Annotated in this window: 16 protein-coding genes and 1 pseudogene; 10 read left to right on the plus strand and 7 right to left on the minus strand. The window is 65.9% G+C overall.

All coding sequences use genetic code 11. From position 1 onward, the window contains the following. The 3 genes and pseudogenes from E4Q08_RS21980 to E4Q08_RS21990 form a co-directional block, all read left to right on the plus strand. On the plus strand, window positions 1–322 hold a 322-nt coding region (locus E4Q08_RS21980), incomplete at its 5' end, for an IS4 family transposase (protein ID WP_372703814.1). A 17-nt stretch (window positions 323–339) separates the two neighbouring features. Continuing rightward, window positions 340–720, plus strand: a pseudogene (locus E4Q08_RS21985) (EAL domain-containing protein); the annotation flags it as partial. Then, on the plus strand, window positions 695–1,288 hold the full coding sequence (locus tag E4Q08_RS21990) for a Uma2 family endonuclease (RefSeq protein ID WP_169071953.1): 594 nt from the start codon (window positions 695–697) through the stop codon (window positions 1,286–1,288). The pseudogene E4Q08_RS21985 and the gene E4Q08_RS21990, both read left to right, overlap by 26 nt. A gap of 77 nt (window positions 1,289–1,365) precedes the next feature. Here E4Q08_RS21990 and nusG read toward each other — a convergent pair whose 3' ends face one another. Then, the gene (nusG, locus tag E4Q08_RS21995) at window positions 1,366–1,893 is read right to left on the minus strand and encodes a transcription termination/antitermination protein NusG (protein WP_034908483.1); all 528 of its coding nucleotides are present in this window, start codon (window positions 1,891–1,893) and stop codon (window positions 1,366–1,368) included. Continuing rightward, window positions 1,890–2,249: a DUF3301 domain-containing protein gene (locus E4Q08_RS22000; protein ID WP_308240197.1), complete on the minus strand. Its 360-nt coding sequence runs from the start codon at window positions 2,247–2,249 to the stop codon at window positions 1,890–1,892. The genes nusG and E4Q08_RS22000 overlap by 4 nt, the downstream gene beginning before the upstream one ends. A 236-nt stretch (window positions 2,250–2,485) precedes the next feature. Between E4Q08_RS22000 and E4Q08_RS22005 the strand changes: the two genes are divergently transcribed. The 6 genes from E4Q08_RS22005 to E4Q08_RS22030 all read left to right on the plus strand — a co-directional run bounded on the left by E4Q08_RS22005 (window position 2,486) and on the right by E4Q08_RS22030 (window position 8,588). Next, window positions 2,486–3,940: a TolC family protein gene (locus E4Q08_RS22005; protein WP_169071955.1), complete on the plus strand. Its 1,455-nt coding sequence runs from the start codon at window positions 2,486–2,488 to the stop codon at window positions 3,938–3,940. Continuing rightward, complete coding sequence (locus E4Q08_RS22010) at window positions 3,937–5,133, plus strand: efflux RND transporter periplasmic adaptor subunit (protein ID WP_169071956.1); 1,197 nt, start codon at window positions 3,937–3,939, stop codon at window positions 5,131–5,133. Before E4Q08_RS22005 ends, E4Q08_RS22010 begins: the two co-directional genes overlap by 4 nt. Then, window positions 5,133–5,843, plus strand: coding sequence for an ABC transporter ATP-binding protein (locus E4Q08_RS22015; RefSeq protein ID WP_169071957.1), 711 nt, complete (start codon window positions 5,133–5,135; stop codon window positions 5,841–5,843). The genes E4Q08_RS22010 and E4Q08_RS22015 overlap by 1 nt, the downstream gene beginning before the upstream one ends. Then, window positions 5,837–7,057, plus strand: coding sequence for an ABC transporter permease (locus E4Q08_RS22020; RefSeq protein WP_169071958.1), 1,221 nt, complete (start codon window positions 5,837–5,839; stop codon window positions 7,055–7,057). Before E4Q08_RS22015 ends, E4Q08_RS22020 begins: the two co-directional genes overlap by 7 nt. A gap of 48 nt (window positions 7,058–7,105) precedes the next feature. Next, window positions 7,106–7,627 (plus strand): gamma carbonic anhydrase family protein, encoded by a 522-nt coding sequence (locus E4Q08_RS22025; protein ID WP_169071959.1) that lies wholly within the window; start codon window positions 7,106–7,108, stop codon window positions 7,625–7,627. Between the two features lie 376 nt (window positions 7,628–8,003). Continuing rightward, window positions 8,004–8,588, plus strand: a complete 585-nt coding sequence (locus tag E4Q08_RS22030; RefSeq protein WP_169071960.1) for a formylglycine-generating enzyme family protein — start codon at window positions 8,004–8,006, stop codon at window positions 8,586–8,588. A 25-nt stretch (window positions 8,589–8,613) separates the two neighbouring features. Here the strand turns inward: E4Q08_RS22030 and avd are convergent, their stop codons facing one another. Beyond that, the gene (gene avd, locus E4Q08_RS22035) at window positions 8,614–9,066 is read right to left on the minus strand and encodes a diversity-generating retroelement protein Avd (protein ID WP_169071961.1); all 453 of its coding nucleotides are present in this window, start codon (window positions 9,064–9,066) and stop codon (window positions 8,614–8,616) included. Between the two features lie 20 nt (window positions 9,067–9,086). On the opposite strand from avd, the gene E4Q08_RS22040 reads away from it, so the two are divergent. Then, window positions 9,087–9,383, plus strand: a complete 297-nt coding sequence (locus tag E4Q08_RS22040) for a hypothetical protein (RefSeq protein WP_169071962.1) — start codon at window positions 9,087–9,089, stop codon at window positions 9,381–9,383. Here the strand turns inward: E4Q08_RS22040 and E4Q08_RS22045 are convergent. From E4Q08_RS22045 to E4Q08_RS22060, 4 genes are read right to left on the minus strand one after another with little or no spacing between them, the layout of a single operon-like run. Beyond that, window positions 9,329–11,806, minus strand: a complete 2,478-nt coding sequence (locus E4Q08_RS22045; protein WP_169071963.1) for a formylglycine-generating enzyme family protein — start codon at window positions 11,804–11,806, stop codon at window positions 9,329–9,331. The two genes, E4Q08_RS22040 and E4Q08_RS22045, sit on opposite strands and share 55 nt — an antisense overlap. Then, window positions 11,737–12,750, minus strand: a complete 1,014-nt coding sequence (locus tag E4Q08_RS22050; protein ID WP_169071964.1) for a hypothetical protein — start codon at window positions 12,748–12,750, stop codon at window positions 11,737–11,739. The genes E4Q08_RS22045 and E4Q08_RS22050 overlap by 70 nt, the downstream gene beginning before the upstream one ends. Continuing rightward, window positions 12,728–13,735: an AAA family ATPase gene (locus E4Q08_RS22055; RefSeq protein WP_169071965.1), complete on the minus strand. Its 1,008-nt coding sequence runs from the start codon at window positions 13,733–13,735 to the stop codon at window positions 12,728–12,730. Before E4Q08_RS22055 ends, E4Q08_RS22050 begins: the two co-directional genes overlap by 23 nt. Continuing rightward, entirely contained in the window at window positions 13,732–15,081 is a 1,350-nt protein-coding gene (locus E4Q08_RS22060) for a toll/interleukin-1 receptor domain-containing protein (protein ID WP_169071966.1), read from the minus strand. The genes E4Q08_RS22055 and E4Q08_RS22060 overlap by 4 nt, the downstream gene beginning before the upstream one ends. Between the last annotated feature and the right edge of the window lie 312 nt (window positions 15,082–15,393).

A 15,393-nucleotide genomic window follows, 5' to 3' on the forward strand; every position in this document is an offset into this window, starting at 1 on the left:
CTTGGTCATTTACCTGATTATCGCCTGGCGCATCCTGTCCTTGGTTACCTGGGGCCGGGACTGCCCCGATTTGCCCTGTGACGTGGTGTTTGATATCGAGGAATGGCAAGCCGCCTGGATCGTCGCCCATCGCTCACCACCGCCGGATGCTCCCCCGCCCCTGGGTCAGATGGTGCGGCTGATTGCCGGCTTTGGCGGCTTTCTCGGGCGAAAACACGACGGGCATCCCGGCCCCAAGGCGATCTGGGAAGGGATGCAGAAGGTCAGGGCATTTGCCATTGCCCTGGAGGCTGGCCGTGCCGCCTATTTCAATGACGGATGAGTTGTGGGTAATCGGGTGCGTTGAAAGAGCGCGGCGTCGGTTTCTCTCTCGACGACTTCGGTACCGGTTATTCGTCACTGTCGTACCTGAAGCGGCTGCCGCTCGACCAGTTGAAGATCGATCAGTCGTTCGTGCGGGATCTGCTGACCGATCCCAATGACGAAGCGATCGCGCGTACCATCGTTGCTCTGGCCAGCAGCCTCGGTCTGGAGGTGATCGCCGAGGGCGTCGAGAGTGTCGAACAGCGCGACGCTCTGGCAGCACAGGGCTGCCACACCTACCAGGGCTATCTGTTCAGCCGGCCGCTGCCGCTTGCCGATTTCGAGGTTTTTCTGCAGGCTTCGCATTCCTTGCATTTTCCGGAGGCATCCCGTGGGCCTTGCCGTTCGCGATCATAACTACCATACCTACGCCGACTACCTCGCATGGCCGGAAGACGTTCGTTACGAATTGATCGACGGCACGGCCTATCTGATGGCCCCTGCACCAACGCTGGAGCATCAGGAGGTGGCCGGCGAGATCTACTTTCAGCTCCGGCAAGCGCTGGCGGGCAAGACCTGCCGCGTTTTCATTGCGCCGCTGGATGTCCGGTTTCCCAAGACGGAGGCGGCAGACGAACGGATCGATACCGTTCTGCAGCCGGACGTTTTGGTGGTCTGCGATCTGTCCCGCCTGGATCACCGCGGCGTCTGCGGTGCCCCGGATCTGGTGGTGGAGGTCCTGTCGCCATCCACTGCCAGCCACGATCATGTCTGGAAGCGACGGGTCTACGAGCGTTCAGGCGTACGGGAGTACTGGCTGGTCCATCCCATCGACCGGATGATTACGGTCTACCGTTTGCAGGATGGGGAATATGGCAAACCGGATGTGATGGAATTGAGCGGCGAAACGGTGGTTGGCATCCTGCCGGGCGTGGCGGTCCGCTGGGACGCCCTGCTTCAGCGTTTGCCGAAACGGGAGTATTGAAGAAACTCCTGAAATTCAGACCAGCGATTGATCGCCTGCCGGGAATTCTGCAGCCTGCTGCCGGCGTCTGCTCCGGATCAGGCCAGCGTCACGTGATCGATCGGAATGGCCACTGGTTTTTCGCGGCCCAGCAGGCTGAGCAGCACGGTCACCCGTTCGGCAGAGACGGCGGAAACGATACCGGAGAGGCCCTTCAGGGGACCATTACTGATTTCCACGCTGTCGCCGGCCTGAAACGGCAATGATTCCTCATTCAGGTCTCTTGCCTGGTGCTCCGCCAGGGAACGTATCGCTTCCAGCGTCGATTCATCCAGCGTCGCCAGAACGGTGCCGAAGGTCAGCAGACAGCTCACGCCGGGGGTACTGCGGATCGGGGCAACGCTCTGCTCGGGGCGGCTGCAGCGCACGAAAGCGTAGCGGGGAAACATCACCTGCTGCTTTTTCGTCCAGCACCCTTTCTTTTTCTCCCACTGCGTGAGCATCGGCAGAAAAACCAGGTAGCCCTGTTCCTCGAGCTTGCGCACCGCCAGAAACTCCTGCCGGGGCTTGGTGAAACAGATGTACCAGCATGCTGGCGGGAATGCGGTCGAAGATACGCTGCTCATCGGGGAAGCTGGCGCTGCTCGTCCTCGCGCTTGACCGACACCTGCTGCCAGCGGGGACCTTGCACCTGCGGCAAATGCAACGTCAGCAACTCGCTGCCGAGCAGGGTGACCTGGCCATCCCGACGATTGTCGCCGGTATCGCTGTACTCGAAATGATAGACCCGCCGCAGACGCAGCCGGCCTTCGTCATCGCGCGCCGGGCGCAGCGAACCGAGCGCAACCGTGTCGTCGAGCAGGAGCAGGTCCTCTGCCTCACATGCCGCACGTGCGGCGCGCATGCCCACCTCCCTGGCCTGGAAACTGTCGAACCAGAACCAGCCGGCGGCCAGCAGAACAAACAGGCTGATCGTCTCCATCCAGGGCATCGTCTGGATCGCTGTCAGCGTGCCATACCGACAGCCCGATCGTTCCGGATGCGGTTTGCAATCCCTGCAGCCATCGTGCATGTGGTCGTGAATTTCACCAGCGCAGCCCCTTGTTTCGTGAATCGACCCGGACGGTCACAATTGCTTACAAAATAATCCCTGCAGAACACCTCAGCAGCCCTCGAGCGCGCGCGAAATCGCAGCCAGGCTGGCTATACTAGCGAAAAATGGCCTACACCACACCTCGATCAGCTTCGCTGCCAGCCCTCGCGCAGCGCGCCAGACGCACCCGCACCTTCCGCCGCCTTGCCATCGCCACGCTGCTGGCGGCGCTGGCGGCCGAACTGCCGGCCTTCGAAACCAGCGATCCCTTCGCCACACGCAGCCTCACCCCGCCGCGCCCGGCACTGACTGGCACCACCCTGCCCTGTCAGCCGCTGCCGGCCGAGGCCAGCCATGGCGTTCTCGAAGTCGTCGATCTCGCGCTGTGTCGCAACCCGAGTACCCGCGAGGCGTGGTCGTACGTACGCGTCCAGGCCGCTCAGGTCGGCATCGCGCAGTCCGACTTCCTGCCGACGCTCGACGGCCAGCTCAGCGCCAGCCGGGTCAGGATCGACTCGCAGACCGCCAGGCAGCGCAATGCCTCGCTGACGCTCTCCTGGCTGCTGTACGACTTCGGCGCACGTTCGGCAAATCTCGAAATCGCGCGGCAAGTGCTGAGCGCCGCAAGCTCGACGCTCGACGCGACCGTCCAGAGCGTTTTTCTCAATGCCGTGCAGGCTTATTACAACACCCAGGCTGCGCGTGCGGCAGTCAACGCCGCCCGCGAATCAGAAAACGCCAGCCGCGAAAGCCTCAGCGCTGCCGAAGTCCGCTACCGCGTCGGCACCGGCACCCCCGCCGACCGCCTGCAGGCGCAGACCGCCTGGTCGCAGGCGACGCTCACCCGCATCCGCGCCGAAGGCGTGCTCAGGAACGCCTTCGGCCGCCTGGCCAATGTCATGGGGCTCGACGCCAACCAGAGGCTGTTGCTCGACGACATTCCCTCAGCCACCCCCGACGCCAGCTTCGTCGGCGACGTCGCCGCGCTGATTGATGAAGCACGCGCACGCCGCCCCGAACTCAGGGCCGCCGAAGCTGAACTCAGGGCCGCCGAAGCCGGCGTCGATTACGCCCGCGCCACCGGCCTGCCAACACTCTCGCTGAGCACCGGCCCGCAGTGGGCAGACCTCGGCAGCGCCTCGGCCAACGGCAACTCGATCGGACTGACGGTCAACCTGCCGATCTTCTCCGGCTTCAACACTACCTACCGGGTCCGTGCCGCCGCTGCCCAGACCGAGGTCCAGAGCGCCCGCCGCGACAACGTCCGCCAGCAGGTCGCGCTCGATGTCTGGGAAGCCTATCAGAGCCTCAGCACCGCCACCCAGACCATTCGTACCACCGCCGACCTGCTGGCCAGCGCCGAGCATTCCGAGCGTGTCGCCCTCGGACGCTACAAGGCCGGCGTCGGCAACATCCTCGACGTCCTCAACGCCCAGAGTGCGCTCGCCAACGCCCGCCTGCAACGCATCCAGGCGATGCTCGACTGGCACGTCTCGCGCGCCACGCTGGCCAGAGCCATCGGCGCCCTCGACAGCACGCTGCTGCTCTCGATCAGCACGCAGAAAGCCCGCAATCCATGAAGCGTTCGCGCAGCCTCCTCGCCCTCCTCCTCTTCGCACTCGCAGCCGGCGGTGTGTACTGGTATCGCCAGAGCAGCAGCCAGTCGCTCGAACAGCGCTACAAAATGCAGCCCATCGAAAAGGGGGATGTCAGCCAGACGGTCTCGGCCAATGGCACACTCAACCCGGTGGTGCTGGTCAGTGTCGGCACACAGGTTTCCGGGACGGTCACCAGGCTCTATGTCGACTTCAACGACAAGGTCGAGAAAGGCCAGGCACTGCTCGAACTCGACGACTCGCTGCTCGCCGCGCAGGCCCGGCAATCGGCGGCCAACGTGCAGAACGTCGCCGCTGCGCTCGACCTGGCGCGCGCCAGCGAAGCACGGATGAAAGCCCTGTTCGAACAGGAATACGTCTCCCGGCAGGAACTCGAGCAGGCCATCCAGACGCGCCGCTCGAGCGAGGCGCAACTCGCACAGGCGAAAGCCGCCGCTGAAAAGGATCAGGTCAACCTCCATTACACGACGATCCGCTCGCCGGTGTCGGGCGTCGTCGTCGACCGCGTCGTCGACCTCGGACAGACGGTTGCTGCCAGCCTGCAGACGCCAACCTTGATCAAGATCGCGCAGGACCTCTCGGAGATGCGCATCGATTCGAGTTTTGCCGAGGCCGACATCGGCAAGATCCGTGAAGGACAGAAAGTACGCTTCACCGTCGACGCCTTCCCGAACCGCAGTTTCCAGGGCGAAGTGCAGCAGATTCGTCTCAATCCGACGACCCAGCAGAACGTCGTCACCTACAACGTACGCGTTTCGCTCTCCAATCCCGAACAGATCCTGCTGCCCGGAATGACTGCCTACGTGAGCATCGGTGTCGCCAGTCGCCAGGACGTCCTGCTGGTGCCCAACGCGGCGCTGCGTTTCAAACCCAGCGAGAGCAGCGACAGCGAGCGCAGGCCTGCCGGACAGAAAGCGGCGAGCGAGAGCAGCGGGGAGAGCAAGGGCAAGGGCAAAAAGCGCGACACGGCCAGCGGCACGGTGTACCGCATCGAAAACGGCGAACTCAAAGCGCTTAGCGTATCGCTCGGAATCACCGACAATCGCAATACCGAAGTGCTCGGCGGTGATCTACAGGTCGGCGACATCGTCGTCACCGGCGAGAATGTCGCCAGCAGCAACGGCAAGCCGAGCAGTGTGGGGATGAGACTGTTCTGATGGCCGAGGCGGTCATTCGCGTCGTCGGTCTCGGCAAGTCCTACGAAACCGCGGCCGGACTCTTCCCGGCGTTGCGGGACGTCGATCTTTGCATCGAGGCGGGTGAATTCGTGGCGATCATGGGGCCCTCGGGGTCGGGCAAGTCGACCTTCATGAACCTGCTCGGCTGCCTCGATACGCCGAGCAGCGGCGACTACTTCCTGGTCGGCCGCAAGGTCGCGCAGTTGCGCAAGGACGAACTGGCGCGACTCCGGAACCGCAGCATCGGCTTCGTCTTCCAGGGTTTCAACCTGCTGCCGCGAATGACCCTGGCCGACAATGTCGCCCTGCCGCTGGTCTATGCCGGCATCGAGCGCGAGCAGCGGCGGCAGCGCGCGCGCCACGAGCTGGCCCGGGTCGGCCTCGGCGATTATGCCGACGCGCTGCCGAGCCGCATCTCGGGCGGACAACAGCAGCGCGTGGCGATTGCGCGCGCGCTGATCAACTCGCCGCAACTGATCCTTGCCGACGAACCGACCGGCAACCTCGACAGCCATACCAGCGAAGAGATCATGGCGCTGTTCACGGCCCTCAACCGTGAAGGGATCAGCATCGTGCTGGTGACCCATGAGCCCGACATTGCCGCTTACGCCGCGCGACAGGTGCGTTTCCGCGACGGGCGTCTGGTCAGTGACCTGCCGACACCCACCCAAGTGCTCGCCGCATGCTGAGAGCGATGCTCGGCGAAGCCTGGCAGGCGATGGGCGCGAACCGCATGCGCAGCGTGCTGACGATGCTCGGGATGGTCATCGGCGTCGGTTCGGTGGTGCTGATGATGGCCATCGGCCAGGGCGCGCAGTACGCCGTGGCGCAGACCATCAGCAGCATGGGCAGCAATCTGTACATCCTGATCTCCGGCTCGACGAGTGCCGGCGGACTGCGCAGCGGGGGTGGCGGCGGCCCGACGCTGACCGTCGCCGACGCCGAAGCGATCGCCGAACTCGACGGCGTCAGCAATGTCGCGCCGGTACAGCAGGGCACGCAGCAACTGGTCTATGGCGCGAACAACTGGAGTGCGACGGTGGTCGGCACGACGCCGCCGTATCTCGACGCGCGCGCGTGGACGATCGTCAGCGGATACCCCTTCGGCGACTCAGATGTGCGCGCGGCGACGCGGGTGGCGCTGATCGGCCAGACCGCCGTCGACAATCTGTTCGGAAGCGACGACCCGCTCGGCAAAACCATCCGCATCCGCCAGAGCCCTTTCGTGATCGTCGGCGTGCTCGGCAAGAAAGGGCAGAACCTCGACGGCCGCGATCAGGACGACACCGTGATCATTCCGCTGACCACCGCGCAGCGCAAGGTCTTCGGCAATCCATTTCCGGGCTCGGTGCGCCTGATCATGGTGCAGGCGACTTCGGCCGAGGCGATGCCGGCGGTCGAGAAGAGCATGACCGCGCTGCTCCGTCAGCGCCATCGCATTCGTGAAGGGCAGGACAACGACTTCTATCTGCGCAACCTCGCCGCGGCGGCCGACTCGGCGGCCGAGACGACACGCGTGATGTCGCTTCTGCTCGGAGCGATCGCTTCGGTTTCGCTGCTCGTCGGCGGTATCGGGATCATGAACATCATGCTCGTCTCGGTGACCGAACGCACGCGCGAGATCGGCATCCGCATGGCGATCGGCGCGCGCCAGCAAGACATCCTCGCGCAGTTCCTGCTCGAAGCGCTGATGATCTCGGTCGCCGGCTGCCTGATCGGGCTCTTTCTCGGCATCGGCGGCGCGCTCCTGACCAATGCGCTGACCGACATGGTGATCGTCATCTCCGGTGCCTCGATCCTGGTGGCTTTCGGGGTCGCCGCCGGGGTCGGCATATTCTTCGGCTATTACCCGGCGCACCGCGCCGCCGCCCTCGATCCGATCGAAGCGCTGCGCCATCAGTAGCGCGACAGGCTACAATCTTCCTTCTGCCAACTCCGCGAGAAACCCTCCATGCCCATCTACACCCTCGGCGCCCGGCGCCCTCAGATCGACCCGCAAAGCTGGGTCGCCCCCAATGCCATCGTGATCGGCGACGTCCGCCTGGCCAGAAATGCCTCGATCTGGTGGAACGCGACGGTGCGCGGCGACAACGACCCGATCACGATCGGCGAGAACAGCAACATCCAGGACCATTCCGTCCTGCACACCGACGAAGGCGTACCGCTGACGATCGGCCGCAATGTCACCGTCGGTCACCTGGTGATGCTGCACGGCTGCACCATCGGCGACGGATCGCTGATCGGCATCGGCTCGGTGCTGCTCAACCGCGCGGTGATCGGCCAGGGTTGCATCGTCGGCGCCAACACGCTGATCCCCGAAGGCAAGATCGTTCCGGACCATTCGCTGATCGTGGGTTCCCCTGGCAAAGTGGTGCGCCAGCTCAGCGAGGAAGAGGTCGCGCGCCTGCAGCATAGTGCCGACCACTATGTCGCCAACTGGCAGCGCTATCTGCGCGAACTCCAGGCGCTGTAGTCTTTACTTGTAGTCTTCATTTCCCCGCAGGGGAGGAAAAGGCCGTCGAATGACGGCCTTTTCCCATGTTTCCATGCAGCTGTGGATAAGTCGAAACCGCTGTTCGCTATCCCGAAAACGCACGGACAAGACTGTGTGCAAGCTGTGGGTCGGGCGTGGAGATCTGCCGCAAGGCGTTCTTTGCCAAGGGAAATTTTCTACTGCCTAAATATTGGGCACGGCGGGAATGATCAAGGCCGTTTAGCCGACTGAACGCGCCTTGACGCCGCTGCACGGGCGCTCATCCAATCTCGATGGTGCTCTTGGATTTCTTGTCCTTCGATCGCTTTGCGCTACACTGCGCCCATCCACCGCCGCAATCACCGACGAGCCGCCGATGCCTGCGTCCAAGCCGCGAATCCTCCTGCTGCCCGACATCGACTGGGTTCTCATCCCGGGCGGCGAGTTTGTCTATCAGCAGGGTGAGCGACGCACGCTCCCGCCGTTTCGCATCGCGCGCTATCCGGTGACCAACGTGCAGTACCAGACATTCATCGATGCTGGTGGTTACGACGACGATCGCTGGTGGAGCGGCCTCGAGCGACCCGAGCCTGCAGCGTCGCGCTGGCCACAAGCCAACCGACCGCGCACCAACGTCAATGCGTACGAAGCGGTCGCGTTCACCCGCTGGCTCAGCGCGCAGTTTCGCTACGCAGTGCGCCTGCCACACGAAGAGGAATGGGAGCGCGCAGCGCGTGGCAGCGATGGCCGCGAATATCCGTGGGGAAACAGCTACGAGAGCGGGCGCGCGAACATCGACGAACGGGGCGACAACAGGGGTTTCCGGTTGGTGTCGTCTGCCCACATTGCCGCTTCCGCCACGGTCGCCAGGGATCGCCGACCACGGTTTGCGATACGCGAGGGCGGGGCGAAAATGGCGCGGGAGCATCCCGTCCGCACGCGCTTCGCGTCGGGCGCATAACAAAACCGGGAGCACCGCCAGGGGCTTACCCTGGGGTGCTCCGTCTCTCGGACTCCTGCCGCACCCAGCCACCGAGCAGCCGGCCAAGCTCGGCAACCAGACGCCCAACATGCTCGTACTGCCCGTCGTTCAGCCAATGCCAATGGTGCGCCAGCCGCAAGTAGAGACGCAACTGGTCGAGGCGCGCGTCGGCTTCCTGCAAGCGCTGCCGGCGGGTGGTTCCAGTCGCCTTGCGCGCACGAAACAGCAGTTCCTGGAAATCCAGCGCACTATCCACCAGGCGCTGCACTACCGTGTGACGATGCGCCCTGGGAAAGGTTTCGCTCTTCGGCACCAGCCAGGCGAGCAGATCGAAGCAGCGCGTAAGGATGACAAGTTTGTCTTGCTCTTCATCGTTTCGTTCGCGACGAGCTCGGCTGCCGCGCCTACCTGCGTTACGTCGATGACTTTGCCCTGTTCGCGCCCGACAAGCCGACATTGTGGCGGTGGAAAGAGGCTGTGCGCGATCGCCTTGCCGCTCTGCGCCTCGAGTTTCATGCCGGTAGCGCGCAGGTGCAGCCGGTAGGCGCCGGAATTCCGTGGCTCGGTTTCGTCGTCTTCCCGACCCACCGCCGCGTCAAGGCACGCAAGGTCGTGCAGGCCACGCGCCGCCTGAACGGTCGCTACGCGGCGTGGCCGCGCGGCGAGATCAGCTTCGCCGACTTCGACGCCAGCGTGCAGGGCTGGATCAACCACGTGCGCTACGCCGATTCCTGGGGACTGCGAACGCACGTGCTCGAGCCCTTCGTGATTTGAAAAAATCGCGGCCGCCAGCGAACAGCGGTCAAGTCATGGGGGCAGACGACACCAACCGGAAACCCCAGCCGCCGCGCTGGTTGCCTGGGGGGTAACCGGCCGCGCAGCACCGCGCGCGCGACGCCTGCGCCGTGGCCCCACGAGCCACCGCGCACCACGCCCGGCTCGCCGCTCGCACCGGCCTGGATCTGTCCGGGATCTTTGTACTTGTTGAGGCACCATTCCCAAACATTGCCCGCCAGGTCGAGCACGCCTTCCGGCGACGCGCCGTGCGGATAGACACCAACGGCGGTCGTCTGATCGAGAAACCACTCGCCGACCTTGTCGCCAGAGTAGTGCGCCGTCTCGTCGATATTCGCACGGCCACTCTCGTAGCTGTTGCCCCAAGGGTACTCGCGCCCGTCGCGGCCGCGTGCCGCGCGCTCCCATTCTTTTTCGGTAGGCAGACGGACTTCGTAGCCAAGCTGTTGGGTCAGCCAGCGTGTGAAGGCGAGCGCTTCGTACAAGTCAACATTCGTGCGCGGCCGGTTGGACTGCTGCCAGCGGGAAGGCTGCGGTTCCGGTCGCCGAAGATCGCGCCACCAGTCGCCACGTTGTGCGGCGTTACCTTGCCGGCGACCGCCTACTTTATTCACAGTCCCCTGGCTCACGTCGCTATACGCCCCGGCATCGATGAACGCCTGGAACTGCGCGTTGGTCACCGGGTAGCGCGCCATGTAGAACGTCGGCAAAGACCGCTTCTCCCCATTCTGATAGAGAAATTCGCCGCCGGGAATCTCGACCCAGTCGATCTCGGGAACACCGCGCGAGTCGAGCCCGACGCCGCGCCGCGGGTCACCGATTTTCGCCAGGCGGTCGCCAATTGCCAGCCGCCGCGGCGGAGTCGTCGCCGGATCGTCGAGTTCGGCGAGCAGACGGCCCACTTCGTCATCGATCTTGTCAGCCGGTAACGGCGGCTCTTCCGCATCGGCACCCGCCAGCCAGTGGTCCAGCTGGCGCAGGAAGTCATCGGCAATCGCCGCGGCCTGGTCGTTCTGCCAGCCGCGCAGGTCGATGACCTTCTCCGCTGCGTAGCCCGGCTGCGGCAGATCGACTGCCGGGTCGAGCCGCAGCAGGGCGCTGCGCGCCGCCGGCAAGTCGAGGTCACCGGCTGCCGCCTGCTGGCGACGCTGCGCCGCTGGCGTCCACAGGCGCAGGATCGGCAGCGCTGGCGTCGGCTCGTTGCCGCTGCCACGCGCGCTCGGTGCCACCACTTCCTCGACCAGCTCGCTGCCGATGCCATTTCGCCGCAGCCAGCCGGCGATGGCGCGCGCCTGCTCGCGGTCTTCGGGCAGATGGCTGAAGAGCAGACGCACAGGCAGCGGTGGCGGGCGATCGTCGGGCAGCCGGGCTTCGAGGCGGTAGCGACTGCCGTCGATCGTCGTCAGCACGATCGGCAGCGAGGTGGCGGCAGATCCGATCGGCAAGCGCAGACGATCATCGCCGTGGATGACGTGCCAGCGGGCCGGGGTTCCTGCGCAGTCGACGTGCAGTTCGGCGGGCAGGGGCGTCGGCAGTGGTATCGTCTCGCCCGCCCCGCCCGCCTCGCTGGTTTCGCGGATGTGCAGCACGAGGTGGTCGGCGGAACGGTCGTAATGGACAGTGACGGCAAGGCGGGCGCAGCGAAAGTGGCGCACCGGTTCCTTCTTCGATTCGCCGATCCACGCCGGCAACGGCAACGCGGGCCGGCTTGCGTCGGCAGGAGTCTCGGCGGTGGTGCCCAGCCGCACACTCGTGTATTGGCGCAACCAGTGCAACTCGTCGCAGGGCAGCAGGCGGTCGCTGCCGATCGTCGCCAGCGTCTGCCGGATCGAACGTGCGAGGCGCACGCGCCGCTTCTCGTCACCCTCGTCGGCGACGAGCTGCAGCATGTCGCGCAGGCCATTGCGCAGGCTGTCGTCCTGGCGGCGCTCCGGCGCGTCGGCCGGCGGGCGTAAGGTCGCCAGACGCATCGTCTGTTCGAGGCGATCCTCCGGCGGCCAGTGGCTGGTGTGCCGCTCGATGAAATCGATCGCGGCCTCGAACAGCGCCGCGTCGTGTTGCAGCGTGTTGGCGAGCAGGCGCGAAACGCCGGCGTGGAAGACGATGTCGCGGTTGCCGCGCGCGGCGACGAGCCGGCTGAACCAGAGCAGCGACTCGATCTCGCAGCCGCTGCCGGGGAGGAAGTGCAGCCGGGCGTTACGCAGCAGCAGCGGCTCGATGCGCGTCGCCGGCGCGAGCAGACGCGCCAGCCGCACAACCGGCGCCCGCTCACCCCATTCGGCGCGAAAGTTGGCAACGAGCCGCTCTTCGAAGCCGCCCGGCTCTCGCCAGCTCATCGCGCGACGCGGCGGGAAAGGCCGCGCTGGCGGCGCAGCATCGCGGCGCTCGTCGCCGGGTGCCAATGGACGATCTGCGGGTGCAGCCCCAGATGACTGGGCCAGTAGCCGCGCGACCACGGGACGAAAAAGAGCAGCGGCGCACCCACCGACACGCAGCGTGCGACGAAGGCGCGCCACTCGGCGCCGCCGTGGCGCAGCGACGGCGTGCCGCGAATTCCGAAATCGGTCGCGACGAGGATCGGACGTTCGGCTTCCGGACGCCAGGCGACGAGCCTCTCGCGTTCGACATCCCAGCGCTGCGCTTCCGCTGGCGTGCCGGCGAATTCGTAGGCGCTGACGAGATCGTCGCCAAGTACGGCGATGGCCTGCTGGGCGAGTTCGCGCAGGTCTTCCCACCACGGCACCATGCTGTCGCTGAAGTCGAGCAGGAGCTGGCAGCCGCGCTCGAGCGTCGCCACCGGCAGGCTGGGCAGCCGCTGCGGCATGCGCTGCTCGGCAAGGAGGCGGGTCAGTTCGGTGACGTCGATCTCGCTGCCCGTGCGCCAGGTGGCGAGCGCCGCGACGAGCACGCCGCGCGCGGTGCGTGCCGGCAGCAGCGCGTGCCGCAGCGGCGTCGCACGTTCCTGGGGAAGCAAGCGGTACGCCTCACCGAGCCATGCCGGACGCTCTTCGCCGCCACCGGCAAGCGGCGACTCGCGGAAGATCTGTGACGGCAGCACGTCGTCCGGCAGTGGCTCGGGAGCGGGAAGCAGCGGCGGCATCGCCCAGCCGGGCAGGCGCTCGTGCGATGGCGTCTGTTGCGGGCGCTGCGGCGTCAGCGGCCGCTGGTGGTCGTAGATTGCTGGCGTCGGAGCTGGCTGCGCGTTGAGGTCGGCCGCGCGCAGGCCGAAACCGAGTACGCCGGCGATCGACGCCACGTCGTCGGCATCGGCGGGGCGCAGCGACCGCAGCGCGCTAGCGACGTCGCCGAGACCGATCTCGCCCCTACGCCGGTCGAGAACGCTCATCTTCGGTGACCATCGGTTTGCGCAGCGTCACCAGTTCGATCTGTTGCCAGGTTTCTTCCCAGTCGGGCGAATCGACGGCGATGCGCAACTGCTGGCAGGTGTTCACCGCGTCGAGGAACTCGCTCGTTCCTGGCGGCCGCCGGCCGCTCTCGTCGAGCTCCTGACGCAGGGCCTCGATGCGGTCGGCGACCTTCTCGACCAGTGTCTTCTCCGCCTGCGGCGCGCGCACCGCGGCGATGGCGACCAGTGCCTCACGCGCCGGTTCGGCGAGCAGCAGCGTCACGCAGCGGCGGACGAAGGCCGGCGGCAATTCGCGTTCGCGGTTGGTGGTAATCACCGTCAGCCGCTGCGCGCCGTCCTGGGCGCGCAGCGTGCGGCCGTCCGGCAGGCCGAAACTGCCGCGATCGAGCGGTTCGAGCAGGTCGTTGGGCAGGTCTGGCTCGGCCTTGTCGATCTCGTCGAGCAGCAGCACCGTGCCTTCCCGCGCCTCGTCTGGCGGCTTGCGCTCGACGCCAGGGAAACGCGGCTCGCTGCGCGGCCTGGCGACGCTCTCCGGCAAACCGCGCCGCCGCGCGCTGTGTGCGTCGAACGCCCACCAGAAGATGCCCGGGTGGTAGTACTCCTCGTCGCGGTCGGCGAGCGCGTGCGGGGACGTCGAACGTGCAGCAAGATGAGCGTCGTTGAGGCGGCGCAGGTGGTCGACCTCGACCGTGAGCTGCTCGAGGCGAGTACGCGAGGTGATCGTCTGGTAGACGAAGTTCCAGCGCAGCACCGCCGCCATCGTCTCCGCCAGGCGGCTCTTGCCGCAGCCCGGAGGACCGGCGACGAGCAGCGGCCGACCGGTTGCCAGCGCGACATCGACCGCAATCACTGCCTCGCGCGAGAAGATGTAGGGGTCGGCCGCCGACTCGGCGGGGTCGCGGGGATCGCCACGGAAGCAATAGTCTGCGGGCAGCGTGAAGTTTCTCGGCGTGTAGTGGCTCATGAGTAGTACCGTTTGAGAGTCTCGCGGGTCTGGATTTCCTCGGTCGCATGCAGATCGTCCTCTCCGCGCAGCGCGGGAAGAATCGGCTGCAGCCCGGGCAGGAGCGATGGCGGTGGCATCTGTGGGCCGACGTTGTAGACGAAGATCAGCGACGGACAGCCCTGCGTCAGCGCTTTCCCTTGGAGTTCGCCGAGCAGCTCCGGGTCCGGGGCGGTCTCCGGCGCGGGCGTCAGGAGAACGATCAGGTGTCCGCTGTACTGCCGGACGTGCTGGTCGAGGCGCGCCGCGGGGAGGCATCGGCCAGGGGATGAGCGCAGCGGGGAACAGCCTTCGCGGACCCCTTGCCAGATCTCTTCGGCACTGTGCATGCGCGTCACGGAAACGATGCGAATCTCGCTGCTGTCCGGCCAGGCGCGTTCGAGGTAACGGTCAAGCGTGAAAAACCGGCTGTCACATTCGGGAATTTCGGTAGCGACGAACTCACCGTTGAGCGCCAGCGCACTACCCGGTTCCCTGGCGTCGGCGATGATCCGTGCCGCGCCGGCGTCCACCCAAAGCGAACGGACGTACTTGAACAGTTCATCCGCCCGCTCGCGCGGCGGGCGCGGAAAAATGTCAGCGATCAGTTGCCGGAACCTGCCCTGCGCTGACTCGCCATCGCGGAGAAGAGCGCACGCCAGGCTCCTGGCCAGCGCACGTCTACGGTCGAGGTGGCAGCGCGGCGGCGACTGTTCGCCCAGCCGCCGGCAATGCTCCTCGAGCGTGCGCTCGTCGATCTCGGCAGCGAAGATGCTTTCGACTGCCGTAACGATCTTTTCAAATGGCGTGCGCGGTGCTCTGCGCAAGGAAACACGCTCGTCGAGCCGCGGCCGCAGAGCCGCAAGGATGCTCTTCGAGCAGGCCACATCCTGCACGACCCCGAACCGCGAAAGCCGCAGCGTCCGGAAAAACGGGTCACGGTCGATGTCCTCCGGCGTCTGGCCGTCGAGCAGCACCGGATAGAGACGGAAATCCGGCTCGTTCGCGGCGCGCCAGCAGAGAATCGACGCTTCTTTCCTCACCCATTGCGACTGCACGGCGCGCTTCGAGAGCAGCAGAACGCCGGCGTGGCAATCGTAGAGCCATCCGTCGAGACTCTTCTCCCAGTCATCGCCCGGCTGAAGTCCGTCGTAATCGACGAGAACTTCCATGTCGTCCGGGTACGCGTCGCGAAGGGCGCAGCAGGTCTCCTGCAGCAGCCGCCAGTTCGCCTGCGCCTGCGCGGCGCTGGTCTCGTCATCGCGCAGGCGCGAGCTGTGGCTGACGAAGATGCGCAGGGCAGGCATGGCGGGGTTCAGCGCTGGCACGTGCGGCTCGTACCTACGCCGGCGGGAACTGGCTGGTCGGAACCATGGCGGCGGCGGCTGGAAAAGCTCATGCTGAAATCCTCGCAGGGTGAGTCACCGGCGGACGACAACGAGGCGACGACCCAGCACGCGCGGCGAAAGTCGTTGCCGGCAACGCGGTCGGCGCGCGGCAATGGTAGCATTTCGTCTGACTCGGACTGGGCTAGCGCGAGAACTCGGGTGTGAATGAAAGTATTGGGAGGGTCCGATGTGCTCCCCTCCCCCCTTGTGGGGGAGGGGTTGGGGGAGAGGGGGCGTCCATGCCCTCGCAGA

This window comes from Candidatus Accumulibacter contiguus (assembly GCF_012940005.1).
Lineage (GTDB): Bacteria > Pseudomonadota > Gammaproteobacteria > Burkholderiales > Rhodocyclaceae > Accumulibacter > Accumulibacter contiguus.